Consider the following 15047-nt stretch of genomic DNA (forward strand, 5'->3'; position numbering starts at 1 on the left):
AAAGGGAGGCTATCATGAAATCCATCCAATGCATCGCGGGCGCGCTGCTGCTGTCGGGCCTGGCGGGGGCGCCGCCGGCGCCGGCGGCCGAGCCCGCGCGCCAATACGACGGGCCGCGCAAGAGCGTGGCGGTGGACCAGTTCCAGGCCACCGACGCGACCGGCGGCGCCGTCACCGCCGACGGCATGACCACCATGCTCACCAACGCCCTGGTCAGGGACGGCCGCTTCGTCGTCGTCGAGCGCCCCGCCCTGTCGGTGCTCCAGGCCGAACAGGCGCTCGGGCAGATGAACGCGGCGAACCCGGAGACGGCGGCCAAAACCGGGCAGTTGATCGGCGCGAACGTCCTGGTGCGCGGCGTGGTGACCAAGTTCCAGGCCGCCGCCAGCGGGGGCGGCCTGAACATCGGCAGCAGCGGCTTCGGCAAGCTGCTCGGCGGCATGGCCGGGCTCAAGAGCCAGACCTCGATGATGGAGATCTCCCTGCGCCTGATCGACACCTCGACCGGCCAGGTGGTCTCGACCGCGACGGCGCAGGGCACGGTGACGGCGAAGAACCTCGACATGTCGCTGTTCAATCCGAACACCGGCCTCTCGCTCGGCGGCGGCGTGTTCGAGAACACCCCGGCCGCGCTGGCCGGGGAGCAGGCCATCGTCAAAGCGCTCGACCAGATCGTGGCCGGCATGGCGGGCGTGCCCTGGTCGGCGCTGGTGATCGACACCAGCAACGGCGTGGTGTACCTGAACGCCGGCGCCGACCGCAAGATGGCGGTCGGGACCGCGCTCGGCGTCTATCGCAAGGGCAAGGTGCTCACGGACCCGGGCACCGGCGTGGTGCTCGACGTCGAGTTTGAAAAGATCGGCACCATCCGCGTCGTCGGCGTGCGCGACAAGGTGGCCACGGCCGCCGTCGAAAGCGGCGAGACGCCCGAGCGCGGCAACGTGCTCAAGTTGGACTAGCCCTCCCCACCCCAAGGACCAGCATGAAAACGATCAACCTCATCGCCGCACTGTCGATCTTCTTCTGCGCCGACGCGGCGGCCAAATGGACCAATATGTCCGACTCATGGTGCCGCAAACATGGCTTCACGCCCAAGTGCGAGGTCTGGACCCGCGCCGCGAAGGCCGACAAGGGCGACGCCAGCGCCGCCCGCGGCGCGCCGCAGCGGCTGCCCCGCGCCGGCATGACGATCTTCGACCGCTGGGGCAACAGGATCAGGGCCGACGCCGAGCCCGAAGAGGGCGACGTGCTCGCGCCGGGGTTCGACAAGGGCACGGCCACCAACAGGTAGCGCCACCGCTTCAAGGCGGACGGTTCAGGGCGGACGGTTCAGGGCGGCGCCGGCGGGAAGAACAGCTGCCTGCCGTCGCGCCGGAAGCCGGCGATTGTTTGCCGGCCCTCGGGCGAGGTGAGCCAATCGATCAGCCTGCGCGCGGCGGCGTGGTTGACGTGCTTGTGGCGCGCCGGATTGACGGCGATGATGCCATACGGGTTGAACATGCGGGCGTCGCCCTCGACCATGACGGCCAGCCCGGTGCGCGCCCCGTAACTGCTGTAGGTGGCGCGGTCGGCGATGGTGTAGGCGCCCAGTTCGGCGGCCATGTTGAGCACCTCGCCCATGCCGAGGCCGGCCGACAGGTAGCGTCCCGCCGGCGGGCGCGTGCCGATCGCCTTCCAGTAGCTTTTCTCCATCAGGTCGGTGCCCGAATCGTCCCCGCGCGAGACGAATTTGACGCCCCGCGCGGCGATCTTGCGCAGCGCCGCCAACAGGTCGCGGCCGCCCTTGACGCCGGCCGGGTCGGACGCCGGGCCGACCAGCACAAAATCGTTGTACATCACATCGCGGCGGCCGACGCCGTGGCCGGCGGCGACGAATGCGTCCTCCGCCGCGCGCGCGTGCACCAGCACCACGTCGACATCGCCGTTTCTGGCCAGCGCCAGCGCCTTGCCGCTGCCCACCGCGAGCACATGGACCGTGACGCCGTACCGCGCCTCGAACGCCGGCAGCAGGTGCGCCAGCAGGCCGGAGTTTTCGGTGCTGGTCGTGGTCGACAGGCGCAGCACGGGCGGCGCAGCGAAACAGGGCGCGGCCAATGCCAGCGCGGCCAGCAGGACGCCCGTTCGTTTGAACATTACCCTCTTCAACATTCAATCCTCGCTTTTGGATTCGATGCGGCCGTCGCGCAGTTTGAAGCGGCGCACGCCCGGCAGGTTGATCAGGTCGCGGTCGTGACAGGCCATCACCACGCTGGCGCCGGCCGCGGTCAGGGTCGGAATCAGGGCCATCACCTGCTCGCGCGCGGCGCCGTCGAGGTTGGCGGTCGGCTCGTCGAGCAGCAGCAGTCTGGGCGAGAGCACCTTGGCCCGCGCCAGCGCCACGCGCTGCTTTTCGCCGCCCGACAGGCGCGCCGGCGCGTGCGCATGCAGGTGCGCCACGCCGGCCCAGTCCATCGCCCCGCGCACCAGCGCCGCCGCCGCGGCCTTGGGCATCGCGCGCGCCAGCAGGCCATAGCCTACATTGTGCGCGACGCTGGTCGAGAACATGATCGGATGCTGGTGCACGTACACGATGTCGCGCCGCAGCGCCCGCGGATACGGCGAGAGCGCGACCGGCCTGCCGTCGAACGACACGTCCGTCGCCTCGCCCTGCTCGAGCCCCGCCAGGATGCGCAGCAAGGTGCTCTTGCCGGCGCCGTTGACGCCAGTGAGCACATAGGCGCGGCCGGCGTCGAGCGAAAATTGTTCGAGCTCGAACAGCACCCGGTCGCCGAGGCGTTTTCGCAAGCGCCCGATGCGCAGCAAGGTGCTCACGCGCGCCCCCGGACCGCGTGCGCGTCGCCTTGCAGCAGCATCAGCGCGCCGTTCATGAGCAGCGCGATGGCGACCAGCACCATGCCGAGCGCGATGCCCTGCGCGAAGTCGCCCTTGCTCGTCTCGAGCGCGATGGCGGTGGTGATGGTGCGCGTCTCGCCGGCGATATTGCCGCCGACCATGAGCGCGCAGCCGACCTCGGAGACCACGCGCCCGAAACCGCTGATGACGGCCGCCATGACCCCGAAGCGCGCCTCGTGCAGCACCGTTCCCATCACGCGCCAGCCCGAGGCGCCGTGCGTGAGCGCGGTCTCGGCGTAGCGCGGGTCGGCCGCCTGCACCGCCGCGAGCGTGAACGCGACCAGCACCGGGACCGCGATGACGCACTGCCCGAGGATCAGGCCCGGCTGCGAAAACAGCCAGTGCAGGCCGCCCCACGGCCCCTGGCGCGACAGCAGCAGGTACAGCAGCAGGCCGATCAGCACGGTCGGCAGCGACAGCGCGGCCTGCGCCAGCCAGATGGCGATGCGCCGCCCCGGAAACCGGTGGCTCGCGATCGCATAGCCGAGCAGCACCGCCGGCGGCGCCGCCAGCAGCAGCCCGGCGAGGCTCGTTTTGAGGGAGATCCAGACGATCGTCCACAGCGCCGCGTCGCCCGAGAGCAGCAAGGCGAAGGCGTCGCCGCTCGCTTGTAGCAGGGGCATCAGCTTGTCGTCGCCTTTGAATTGGTGGGCACATCCACAGCAGGTCCTGTCGAAGACACAATGAGCGCCATCATACACGCCGCGGACGGACGCAAAAAAAGCCGGCCACACCCAGGAGTGTGGCCGGCCTTGTTTGCCTCGCGGCGCGCTGTTAGCGCGTCGTCACGTAGTACTTGACGGCCGCGGCGTTCTGGGTCGCCGAGCCGGTTTGCACGATGGCGACGTGGTTTCCGTTGGCGCTATGGAATATCTTTAAACCGTAGCTTTGCGCGCTGTCGATCACCGGCAGCGAGATGGCGGTGTCGGGCAGGAACAGCGCGCCCACGAAGCGCTGGTAACTTGCCGAATAGGTACGTTCAGAGTTGTAGTAACTGTACGCCGCCTCCAGCACCAGCGCCTCGTCGATGTCGGACGAATGGCTCATCGACAGCATGCCGGTGCCGGATGTCAGCGTAAGCTTGCCGGCGTAGCGCAACGTGTCGGTGTGGAAGAAAGTGCCGAACGAGGTGAAGAGCAAATCTTCGTTATCCGACAAGAACAACGGCGTGCTCATGCCGTAATCGCCATGGTACGGGGAATCGCCCGAGACCGTCACTTTGCCGTCATTCGGACTAATGCCGAAGTACGAAATGTCGGATGGCGAAAGGCCCTGCGACATGAAGAACACCTTGTTCTTCTTCGACGCGAAGACGCCGTACTGGGTGCCATAGAAAGTCGCTTGTCCATATGCGAGGCCGATCAGGGAGTTCATGTTAACGCCGCTGTAGCCGTCGACCGCGGTCACCGATGGGTCGACCCACTGGCCGCCGGTCTGGCCGATCATGTAGATCAAGCCGGCGTTGGAGGCGAAAGCGTCGGTTTGCGATCCGCCGGTCGGGGTCGAGCGGATCAGCGTCGCCGCGTCGAGATCGACCAGGCTGACCACGCCCTCGTGCAGCACGGCGGCCAGTTTGCCGTTGGGGCTCAGCTGGAGCGACTTCACGCCCAGCGGCAGCAGCACGGTCTTGATGGCCGCCGTGAACGGGTCGACGATCTTGAGCGCGTTCGGATTGCTGGCGACCACGACCACCTTGTCGAGGCCCTTGCTGTAGCGCGCCTCAAGCGGCGCAAAGTTCAGCGCGACGCGTCCGGCCAGGCTTGCCAGCACCCGGATATTGACGTACGCGACACTCGAATTTTTTCCGTCGCTCACCGTCACGGCGGCCACGTAGGTGCCCACGAGGTCCGGCGTGAACGACAGCGTCGGCGACGACGGGGCAGCGATGGTCGCCACCGAGCCGAGCGGATGGGCGTCGATGGTCCATTGATAGGTCAGTGCCTCGCCGTCCTCGTCATAGCTGAGCGCGGCGGAGGCGGTGGTGGCGACGCCGGTCAGGATCGTGATCCTGTTCTTGTCCGTCACCGCGACCGGGGCGTAGTTGCCCACCTCGATCGACAGCGACTGTTCCGAGAACGCGCCGGCGGCGTCGGTCACGCGCAGCAGCACGATATACGAGCCGTTCTTTTCGGGCGTGATCTGCACCGAGCTGCCGCTGGCCGAGGACAGCACCGCAACGCTGCCGGCCGGCTTGCTCGTCATGCTCCAGCTGTAGACCAGGGCGTCGCCGTCGGCGTCCACGCTGCTGGTGCCGCGCAGGGTCACCACGGTATTGAGCGGCAGGCGGATCGCCGGGCCGCTCGGCAGCGCGACCGGGGTGGCGTTGCTGCTGATGGCGGCGATTGGCCGCCGGTTCTTGACCTCGATGGTCGTCACGAAGCTGCTCGACGCGCCCGCGCTGTCGGTGGCGGTCATCTTGACCACGTAGTTGCCCAAGACGTCAGGAATGATCTGGCTGGTCACGCCGCTGCTGCTGCTCAGTGCGGCGGTGCTGCCCGCAGGCTTGCTCGTGATGGTCCACGCGTAGGTCAGAGCACTGCCGTCGGGATCGGTGCTGCCGCTGCCGTTGAACGCGACCATGTAGCCGGTCGCGGCCGCAAGCGTGGCCGCGCCCCCGCCCGGTGCCGCCGTAACAGAGGTCAGAACCATCGTGACCGGCGCGACGTTGTTGGCATCGATGACGTAAATCGACTCGCTCCAGGCGCCATGCGCATCGGTGCCGCGCGCGCGCACTTTGAACACGCCTTTGACGTCGAGCACAAGGCGGCTGGTGAGGCCACTGGTGCTCATTGCGGCGTTGCTGCCGGCCGGCTTCTCAATCAGCGTCCAGGTGGTCGTGACGACGTCGCCGTCGGCGTCGGTGCTGCCGGTCGCGTCGAACACGATCGCCGCGCCGACGTTGAGCTGCTGGGTAGGCTTGGTCGCGCTCACCCCGGTGTAGGTGGCGCTGATGACAATATTGGAGACCGGTGCGGAATTGGCACGGATATTGATGGTGGCCTTTTTGTCCGTGAACGCACCCTTGCTGTCCGAGACACGCAGGTTGATCACATACACTCCGCCAACGTCCGGCTTGATTGTCTGCTGGGTGGCGGTGTCGTTGGTCAACACCATATTGCTCGTCGCCGGCTTGCTCACGATGGACCACTTGTAGGTGATCGCATCGCCGTCCGGGTCGGTGCTCCCATTCGCACTAAGGACCAACTCGGCGCCCGCGCTGGCGGTGGCGTCGGCGGTACTGCCGCCCGCCTCGACCGCGCCGGACAGCAGCATCGTGACGGCGGGCGCCGCGTTGGCGGGCGGTTCCGGAGGGGAGCTGCCGCCGCCGCAGGCCGAAAGCAGGAGCATGGCGAGGGCGCTGCCGATGGTCCAACGCCCGATGCGGGCGCCAAAATTAAGATTGGTCATAATTAGCAATGGGAAATATGTGGAGCGTGGATGATACGTTGCCAAATATTTAATAGGCTCACACAATGTCACCATTGGTTAAATAAAAACGTTTACTACACACCTAGGAGGCCTCCTAGCTGCACAACTGCAAATTCCATGTAAAAAGGCCGGCCATCCTGATGGCTGACCGGCCTTCCACATAGCAAATTGACAGTTTTTTGATGGAACTACGGCGCCGCATCCTCCGCTTGCGGTTCGAACGCCAGCCGCCCGTGCCCCGTCAACATCAAAAAATGCCTGCCGGTGCAGCGCGCCAGCAGCGCCATGCCCACCCGCTCGGCCACCATATGCCCCATCTGGGTGGTGCCCGAGCGCGACAGCAGGAACGGGATACCCATCTGCGCGCCCTTGATCACCATCTCGGAGGTCAGGCGCCCGGTCGTGTAAAACACCTTGTCGGCGCCGTCGACACCGTCGAGCCACATCAGGCCGGCGATCGCGTCGACCGCGTTGTGGCGGCCGACGTCCTCGATGAAGTACAGCAGCTCGCCCGCGCCCGTGAACAGCGCGCAGCCGTGCACCGAGCCGGCCTGCTTGTAGATCGACTGCTGGGTGCGGATCTTCTCGACGACCTTGTACACGGTCGCCTGCGCCAGCCGCGCCTCGGGCGGCAGCGCGATCTGGTCGACCTCGTCCATCAGGCCGCCGAACACCGAGCCCTGCCCGCAGCCAGTGGTGACGACCTTTTTGGCGGTGCGCTGCTCGACATCGGCGATGCCGTTGCGGGTGGCCACCGCGACCGCGTCGACCGCCCAGTCGACCTGCACCGAGACCACCTCGCCGACCGACCGCACCAGGCGCTGGTTGCGCAGGTAACCCAGCGTGAGCGCCTCGGGCGCGCCGCCGAGCGTCATCAGGGTGACCAGTTCGCGCTTGTCGACGTACACGGTCAACGGCCGCTCGGCGGGAATCGCGATGCGCGAGACGCGCCCGCGTTCGTCGAGCACCTCGACCTCGTGCGTGAGGCTGGCGCTGGCCTTTGACAGGACCGGCCGGCGCCCGGACGCGGACGCGCGCGCGCGCGTCACGGCGCCAATCCGCGCAGCACCTGGCCGCCGCCAAAGCTGCCCTGCGCCGCGACCTCGCCGCCGAGCTTGACGCGCACGGCGCAGTATTTGAACTCGGGGATCTTGCCGAACGGGTCGAGCGCGGCGTTGGTGAGCTTGTTGATGGCCGCCTCGTAGTAGCAGAACGGCACGAAGATCGCCCCGCGCGGCGAGCTGTCGTCGGCGCGCGCGTACAGCACCACCTGCCCGCGGCGCGAGGCGAGCGTGACCACGTCGCCCGGCCGCCCGCCCAGCGCCGCCAGGTCGAGCGGATGCACCAGCGCCACCGGATCGGGCTCGATCGCGTCGAGCGCGGCGCTGCGCCGGGTCATGCTGCCGGTGTGCCAGTGTTCGAGCTGGCGCCCGGTGATCAGCACCATCGGGTACTCGGCGTCGGGGCGCTCGTCGGCGGGGATGATATCGGCCGGCACAAAGCGCGCGCGCCCCGACTCGCGCGGGAAGGTCTCGGTGAACACCACCGGGGTGCCCGGGTCGCCCTCTTGCGTGCACGGATAGGTCACCGCGTTCTCGCGCTCGAGGCGCTCCCAGGTGATGCCGCCGATGCTGGGCATGGTGCGGCGCATCTCGTCGAACACCTGCGAAACGTGGGTGTAGGCCCAATTGAGGCCGAGCCGCACGGCCATCTGTTCGATGATCCACAGGTCCTGGCGCGCCTGGCCCGGCGGTTCGAGCGCCTGGCGCCCGATCTGCACCAGCCGGTCGGTGTTGGTGAAGCTGCCCGTTTTTTCGGGAAACGCGCTGGCCGGCAAAATCACGTCGGCTAGGTAGGCGGTCTCGGTAAGGAATATGTCCTGCACCACCAGATGCTCGAGCGCGGCGAGCGACTCGCGCGCGTGGTTGGCGTCGGGGTCCGACATGGCCGGGTTCTCGCCCATGATGTACATGCCGCGGATCTCGCCGCGTTTGATCGCGTGCATGATCTCGACCACGGTCAGGCCGGGCCGGTCGTCGAGCGTCGCGCCCCACGCCTGTTCGAACTTGGCGCGCGCGGCCGGGTTGTCGACCCGCTGGTAGTCGGGGAACATCATCGGGATCAGGCCGGCGTCGGAGGCGCCCTGCACGTTGTTTTGCCCCCGCAGCGGATGCAGGCCGGTGCCGGGGCGGCCGATCTGGCCGGTCATCAGCGCCAGCGCGATCAGGCAGCGCGCGTTGTCGGTGCCGTGGATGTGCTGCGAGATGCCCATCCCCCACAGGATCATCGACGCCTTCGAGGTCGCGTACAGGCGCGCCACGTAGCGGATGGTGTCGGCGTCGATGCCGCAGATAGGCGCCATGAGCTCGGGGCTGTAGCCGGCCACATTGGCTTCGAGCTCGGCGTAGCCGATGGTGCGCCCGGCGATGAATTCGCGGTCGACCAGGCCCTCGGCGACGATCACGTGCATCATCGCGTTGAGCAGCGCGACGTCGGTGTCGGGCTTGAATTGCAGGTAGCGGTGGGCGCTGCGCGCCAGCTCCGAGCGGCGCGGGTCGATCACCACCAGTTTGGTGCCGTTGCCGATCGCGTTCTTGATCCAGGTCGCCGCCACCGGGTGGTTGACGGTCGGGTTGGCGCCGATCACGATCACCACCTCGGCGCGCGTGACGTCCATCACCGGGTTCGACACCGCGCCCGAGCCGATCCCCTCGAGCAGCGCCGCCACCGACGAGGCGTGGCACAGGCGCGTGCAATGGTCGACGTTGTTGCTGCCAAAGCCGGTGCGCACCAGCTTTTGGAACAGGTAGGCTTCCTCGTTGCTGCCCTTGGCCGAACCAAAGCCGGCCAGCGCGCGCCCGCCGCGCGTGTCGCGGATGGCGGCCAGCGTGCCGCCGGCCAGGGCGAGCGCCTCGTCCCAACTGGCCTCGCGGAAAACCTCCATGACGCGCTCCGGGTCCATCACGAAGTCGCCGCGCTTGGGCGGGGCGTCGGCGCGCCGGATCAGCGGCACCGTCAGGCGGTGCGGGTGGTGCGCGTAGTCGAAGCCGTAGCGTCCCTTGACGCACAGGCGCGCGTGGTTGGCCGGGCCGTCGCGCCCCTCGACGAAGGCGATCTTGTTGTCCTTGACGTTGTAGGTGAGCTGGCAGCCCACGCCGCAATACGGGCACACCGAGTCGACCCGCTTGTCGGGCACGGCGAGCGCGGCGCCGCGCGCCGGCATCAGCGCGCCGGTGGGGCAGGCCTGCACGCATTCGCCGCAGCCGACGCAGGTCGAGTCGCCCATCGGGTCGTCCATGTCGAACACGATCTTGACCTGGTCGCCGCGCAGGGCGAGCCCGATCACGTCGTTGACCTGCTCGTCGCGGCAGGCGCGCACGCAGCGCGTGCACTGGATGCAGGCGTCGAGGTTGACCGTGATGGCCGCGTGCGAGGCGTCGCGCGGCGGCTGGCCGCGCGCGGCGAAGCGCGGTTTGCCCACGGCCAGCTTGCCGGCCCAGAAGTCGACCTCGTTGTGGCGCGTGTAGGCGGTCTCGGGCATGTCCGCGAGCAGCATCTCGAGCACCATTTTTTGCGCCGCGAGCGCGCGCGCGCTGTCGGTGCTGACCTTCATCCCGGCGGCCGGGTAACGGCAGCACGAGGGCGCCAGCACGCGCTCGCCGTCGATCTCGACCATGCAGGCGCGGCAGTTGCCGACTTCCTCGAGGCCCGGCTTGTAGCACAGGTGCGGGATCTCGATCCCTTCGCGCCTGGCCACCTCGATCAGGGTCTCGTTGGCGTGGGCGGCAACGCTGCGGCCATTGAGTTCGATGCTGACCGTGGCGCCGCGCCTGGCGGCCCGGTTCAGTCGCGTGATCGCGTTCATGGCTGCTCCAGCTCTTGCGGGAAGTACTTGACCACGCAGTCGATCGGATTCGGGGCGGCCTGCCCCAGCCCGCAGATCGAGGCGTCGCGCATGACCTGCGACAGTTCGGCCAGCAGCTTGGTGTCCCAGAGCGGCTGTTCGATCAGGGCCAGCGCCTTGGCCGTGCCCACCCGGCACGGGGTGCACTGGCCGCACGACTCGTGCTTGAAAAAGCGCAGCGTGTTGCGCGCGGCCGCTGCGGCGGTGTCGCGGTCCGACAGCACCACCACCGCGGCCGAGCCGATGAAGCAGCCAAACGGCTGCAAGGTGTCGAAGTCGAGCGGAATGGCACCCAGCGATGCCGGCAGGATGCCGCCCGAGGCGCCGCCCGGCAGGTAGCCATAAAACCGGTGGCCCTCCTGCATGCCGCCGCAATGGTCGTCGATCAGTTGCTGGACCGTGATGCCGGCCGGCGCCAACTTGACGCCCGGCGCGCGCACCCGTCCCGAGACCGAGAACGAACGCAGCCCTTTTCGACCGTTCAGGCCGTGGCCGCTGTACCAGGACGCGCCCTTTTCGACGATCTCGCGCACCCAGTGCAGCGTCTCGAAATTGTGCTGGAGCGTCGGGCGCCCGAACAGCCCGACCTGCGCCACGTATGGCGGGCGCAGGCGCGGCATGCCGCGCTTGCCTTCGATCGATTCGATCATGGCCGACTCCTCGCCGCAGATGTAGGCGCCGGCGCCGCGCCGCAGCACGATGGCGGGCATGCCGGCGAGCGGCGGATCGGCGCGCAGGGCGGCCAGTTCGGCCTCGAGCAGCGCGCGGCAGCCGTGGTACTCGTCGCGCAGGTAGATGTAGATGGTGTCGATGCCGGCCGCCCAGGCCGCGATCAGCGCGCCCTCGATGAAGCGGTGCGGGTCGCGCTCGAGGTAGTGGCGGTCCTTGAAGGTGCCCGGCTCGCCCTCGTCGATGTTGACGGCCATCAGGCGCGGGCCCGGCTCGGCGCGCACGATGCGCCATTTGCGCCCGGCCGGAAAGCCGGCCCCGCCAAGGCCGCGCAAACCCGAGTCCTCCATCGTCGCGAGCACCGACTCGAGCGTGCGCACGCCGGCGGCGCAGTCGCGCAGCAGCGCATAGCCGCCTTGCGCGCGGTAGGCAGCGTAGCCGGTGTACGGCGCCGGCTCATGCGTGGTGTGCCCGCCCGCCACCGCGGCGGCGACCGATTCACAACTGGCCTGTGCCAGCGGATGCTGGCCCACCACCGCCGCGGGCGCCTGCTCGCAGCGGCCGAGGCACGGCGCGCCGAGCACGCGCACCCCGGGCCCGAGCATGGCGGGCAGCCGCGCCAGCAGTTCGCGCGCGCCGGCCATTTCGCACGACAGGCCGTCGCACACGCGCACCGTCAGCGCGGCCGGCGCAACTTCGCCCTCTTTGACGACGTCGAAGTGGTGGTAGAACGTGGCGACCTCGTAGACCGCGGTTTGCGGCAGCTTGAGCTCGTGCGCCAGCGCTGCCAGATGCGCGCTCGACAGGCTGCCATGCGCGTCCTGGATCTTGTGCAGGTGTTCGATCAGCAGGTCGGGCTGGCGCCCCGCGCCGCCGAGCAAGGCCTGCACCTCGCGCAGCGCCTGCGGATCGACGCGGCGCCCTTTCGGCGCCTCGCGCTTGCGCTGGCGCGTGCTGCCCTGCACCGCGATCGGAATGATTGTGTTCATGCTGTCCCTGAAGGTTGAAGCAAGCCGTCTGTCCGTCGCATTATAAGCCTGCGCCCCAAGGATTTCACTGATGTTGTACAGACAGCTTTTTGGCATGCCCGAACTCCAGGCACTAAGTCCGGCAGCCTCCTGGCAGCATCGGCCGCAGCGCCTGCCACACCATGCCGCTGTCCATCTTTTGCATGCAGTCGTGGTGGCCCAGCGGACATTCGCGCTGGCGGCACGGCGCGCACGCGAGCCGCAGCGAGAGCGACCGCGCGATGTCCGAAAACGGCGGCGCGTGGTCGGGGTCGGTCGGGCCGTACAGCGCGATCACCGGGCGGTTCAGCGCCGAGGCGATGTGCAGCAGCCCGGAATCGTTCGACACCACCGCGTCGGCGCGCGCGATCAGCGCGACCGCCTCGTCCAGCCGGGTGGCGCCGGCCAGGTTGAACACGGCCTGCGGGCGCGCATGGGCGACGATCTCGTCGCACACGTCCTTGTCCTTGGGCGAGCCGAGCAGCGCCACCTGCGCGTCCGGGTTGGCCTCGACTATGGCGACGGCGAGCGCGGCGAAGTGGCCCGTCGGCCAGCGCTTGGCGGCGCCGAATTCGGCGCCCGGCGCGAACACCACCAGCGCCCGATCGCGCGCGATGCCGGCGCGCGCGCAGGCGGCTGCGATCTGCTCCTCGCCGACCCGCAGGCGCGGGCGCGGCACGTCGGTGCGCGGGGGCGCTTGCGGCGCCTGCGCCAGCGCCGCGTAGAACGGCACCATCGGCCGCGGCGGCGCCGTGTCGTGGTGCATCACATTGAGCAGGCCGTAGCGCATCTCGCCCTTGTACCCGACCCGCACCGGGATCCCGGCCAGCCAGGGGATCAGCGCGTACTTGAGCGTGTTGGGCAGCACATAGGCGTCCTGGTAGCCGCGCGCGCGCAGCACCCTGGCGTACTTCCAGCGTTCTTTCAGTTGCAGCGGGCCGTGCTTGAACGGCGTCTCGAGCACGCTGTCGACTTCGGCCATGGCGCGCCACACCGGCGCCACCGAGGGCGGCGCCAGCACGTCGATCGGGCGCCCCGGATGGCGCCGCGCCAGCATCTGCAGCAGCGGCTGCGCCATCACGGCGTCGCCGATCCAGTTGGGCGAAATGACGAGGGTGCGCGCGGTGCTCATGCCACCTCGGCCGTGGCGAACTGGAGCCGGTACAGGTTGGCGTACATACCGTTGTGGGCCAGCAGTTCGTCGTGGCGGCCCGCCTCGACGATGCGGCCCTGGTCGACCACCACGATGCGGTCGGCCCGCTCGATTGTCGAGAGCCGGTGCGCGATCACGATCGTGGTGCGCCCGGCCATGAGGGCGTCGAGCGCGGCCTGCACCGCGCGTTCGGATTCGTTGTCGAGCGCGGAGGTGGCCTCGTCGAGGATCAGGATCGGCGCGTCCTTGTAGATCGCGCGCGCGATCGCCACGCGCTGGCGCTGCCCGCCCGACAAGCGCATGCCGTTCTCGCCGATCGGCGTGTCTAGCCCCTCGGGCAGCGCCGCGACCACCTCGGACAGGTGGGCCGCCCTGACCGCCGCCAGCAGGCGCGCCTGGTCGACCGTCTCGACCCCGTAGGCGATGTTGGCGCCGAGCGTGTCGTCGAACAGCACCACGTTCTGGCCCACCATCGCCAACTGGGCGCGCAGGCTGGCCAGGGTGATGTCGCCGTAGGGCACGCCGTCGAGCAGGATGCGGCCGGCGTCGGGTTGGTAGAAACGGGTGAGCAGGTTGACGAAGGTCGACTTGCCGCCGCCCGAGACGCCCACCAGCGCCACCGTCTGGCCCGGCAGAACCTCGAGCGAGACGTCGTTCAGCGCGAGCGGGTTTTTGTCGGAGTAGCGGAACGAGACGTGTTCGAGCTTGAGGTGGCCGCGCGCGCGTCCGAGCACGGTGGCGCCGGTGTCGGTCTCGATCGGGGCGTCGATCATGGTGAACACCGTCTCGGCCGCGGCCATGCCGCGCTGCATCGGGCCGTTGACCTCGACGAGCGCCTTGAGCGGCTGCAGCAGCATCAGCATCATGGTGATGAAATTGGTGAATTGGCCGACCGTCATGTCCGAGCGGATCGCCATCACGATCACCACCGACACCGCCAGCGCGGTGCAGATCTGGGTGATCGGCACGGTGGCGGCGGCGGCCACCGTCATGCGCTGCGAAAAACCGCGCAACGCCTCGCTGCGGGTCTCGAAGCGCCTGCCCTCGTAGCGCTCGCCCGAGAAGATGCGGATCACCTGGTGGCCGCGCGCGGCCTCCTCGACCACCTGGGTCATCTCGCCGGTGACGCGCTGGTTGTCGCGGTTGAGGCGGCGCAGCCGTTTGGTGGTGGTGCGCACGATCACGGCCGTGAGCGGCACCACCACCAGCGCGATCAGGGTCAGGCGCCAGTTGAGCCACAGCAGCGCGCCGAGCAGGCCGACCACCACCATGGTGTCGCGCACGAAGGCGAGGAACACCGAGTTGATCATGTCGACCACCTGGCGCACGTCGGCGATCACGGTGTTGATGATCCTGCCGGTCGACTCCTCGTGGAAGCGCGCCACGGGCAGGCGCAGCAGGCGGTCGAACACCATCCGGCGCAGGTCGTTGAGCACGCGGCTCATGACCCAGTTGTTCAGATAGGCGGTCGAGAAGGTGCACAGCCCGCGCAGCACGAAGATCGAGAGCAGGATCAGCGGCACCAGCCACAGGCTGAACTCGACCTTGTTCGGGCCGATGCCCTTGTCGAGCAGCAATTGGAGCGCGTAGCCGAGCATCGGCTGGGTGGCGGCGGTGCCGGCCATGGCGAACAGCGCGAGCACCGCGCGCGAACGGTAGGGGCGCACCAGCGCGCTCAGGCGTTTGGCGATGACGCTAGTTTCCATCATTTTCTTTCGCGATCAGGCAGCAGCCCATGTTTGATTGGCAAAGAAATCGCCGGGTTTGTCGGAAGCGGAGCGCAATTTTCGCATTAATGCCGCCACAAAGGTGGAAATGAAAGATGGAAATGAAATGTGGAAATGCAAAGAACGGCCACGGGCGGCGACGAGTGGCAAGGCGGACCAGCCCCGCCCGCGCCGCGGCGGCGCCGCCAAACACGCGCACGCCTACGCCAGCGCAAGGGCGCCCCGCGCCGATCTTACTAGACTCTCGGGACCACTTTCGCGCGCCC

At 68.6% G+C, this 15047-nt stretch carries 12 protein-coding genes; 2 read left to right on the plus strand and 10 right to left on the minus strand.

Going from position 1 to position 15047, the window contains the following annotated elements:
- Positions 1–14 precede the first annotated feature (14 nt).
- Both C7C56_RS08890 and C7C56_RS08895 read left to right on the plus strand, forming a co-directional pair.
- Complete coding sequence (locus C7C56_RS08890) at positions 15–959, plus strand: CsgG/HfaB family protein (protein WP_106757078.1); 945 nt, start codon at positions 15–17, stop codon at positions 957–959.
- 23 nt (positions 960–982) lie between these two features.
- Entirely contained in the window at positions 983–1291 is a 309-nt protein-coding gene (locus C7C56_RS08895; RefSeq protein ID WP_106757079.1) for a hypothetical protein, read from the plus strand.
- Positions 1292–1329: 38 nt separating this feature from the next.
- Here the strand turns inward: C7C56_RS08895 and C7C56_RS08900 are convergent, their stop codons facing one another.
- From C7C56_RS08900 to C7C56_RS28685, 10 genes are all read right to left on the minus strand, one after another.
- Positions 1330–2133 carry an ABC transporter substrate-binding protein gene (locus tag C7C56_RS08900; RefSeq protein ID WP_229458442.1) on the minus strand — a complete coding sequence of 268 codons (804 nt, stop codon included), beginning with the start codon at positions 2131–2133 and terminating at the stop codon, positions 1330–1332.
- A gap of 15 nt (positions 2134–2148) precedes the next feature.
- Positions 2149–2811: an ABC transporter ATP-binding protein gene (locus C7C56_RS08905; protein WP_106757081.1), complete on the minus strand. Its 663-nt coding sequence runs from the start codon at positions 2809–2811 to the stop codon at positions 2149–2151.
- Positions 2808–3515: an ABC transporter permease gene (locus C7C56_RS08910; protein ID WP_106757082.1), complete on the minus strand. Its 708-nt coding sequence runs from the start codon at positions 3513–3515 to the stop codon at positions 2808–2810. The genes C7C56_RS08905 and C7C56_RS08910 overlap by 4 nt, the downstream gene beginning before the upstream one ends.
- 151 nt (positions 3516–3666) lie before the next feature.
- A complete protein-coding gene (locus tag C7C56_RS08915; RefSeq protein ID WP_181373086.1) occupies positions 3667–6300 on the minus strand; it encodes a PKD domain-containing protein in 2634 nt (877 codons plus the stop codon).
- 209 nt (positions 6301–6509) lie between these two features.
- Positions 6510–7370 (minus strand): formate dehydrogenase accessory sulfurtransferase FdhD, encoded by an 861-nt coding sequence (locus tag C7C56_RS08920; protein ID WP_106757084.1) that lies wholly within the window; start codon positions 7368–7370, stop codon positions 6510–6512.
- Positions 7367–10186, minus strand: coding sequence for a formate dehydrogenase subunit alpha (fdhF, locus tag C7C56_RS08925; RefSeq protein WP_106757085.1), 2820 nt, complete (start codon positions 10184–10186; stop codon positions 7367–7369). Before fdhF ends, C7C56_RS08920 begins: the two co-directional genes overlap by 4 nt.
- A complete protein-coding gene (locus C7C56_RS08930) occupies positions 10183–11883 on the minus strand; it encodes an NADH-ubiquinone oxidoreductase-F iron-sulfur binding region domain-containing protein (protein ID WP_106757086.1) in 1701 nt (566 codons plus the stop codon). Before C7C56_RS08930 ends, fdhF begins: the two co-directional genes overlap by 4 nt.
- A gap of 112 nt (positions 11884–11995) precedes the next feature.
- Positions 11996–13033 (minus strand): lipopolysaccharide heptosyltransferase II, encoded by a 1038-nt coding sequence (waaF, locus tag C7C56_RS08935; protein ID WP_106757087.1) that lies wholly within the window; start codon positions 13031–13033, stop codon positions 11996–11998.
- Positions 13030–14760, minus strand: coding sequence for a lipid A export permease/ATP-binding protein MsbA (gene msbA / locus C7C56_RS08940; RefSeq protein WP_106757088.1), 1731 nt, complete (start codon positions 14758–14760; stop codon positions 13030–13032). The genes waaF and msbA overlap by 4 nt, the downstream gene beginning before the upstream one ends.
- Positions 14750–14974 (minus strand): hypothetical protein, encoded by a 225-nt coding sequence (locus C7C56_RS28685; protein ID WP_181373088.1) that lies wholly within the window; start codon positions 14972–14974, stop codon positions 14750–14752. Before C7C56_RS28685 ends, msbA begins: the two co-directional genes overlap by 11 nt.
- Positions 14975–15047 lie beyond the last annotated feature (73 nt).

Source organism: Massilia glaciei (assembly GCF_003011895.2).
Taxonomy (GTDB): Bacteria; Pseudomonadota; Gammaproteobacteria; order Burkholderiales; family Burkholderiaceae_D; genus Telluria_A; species Telluria_A glaciei.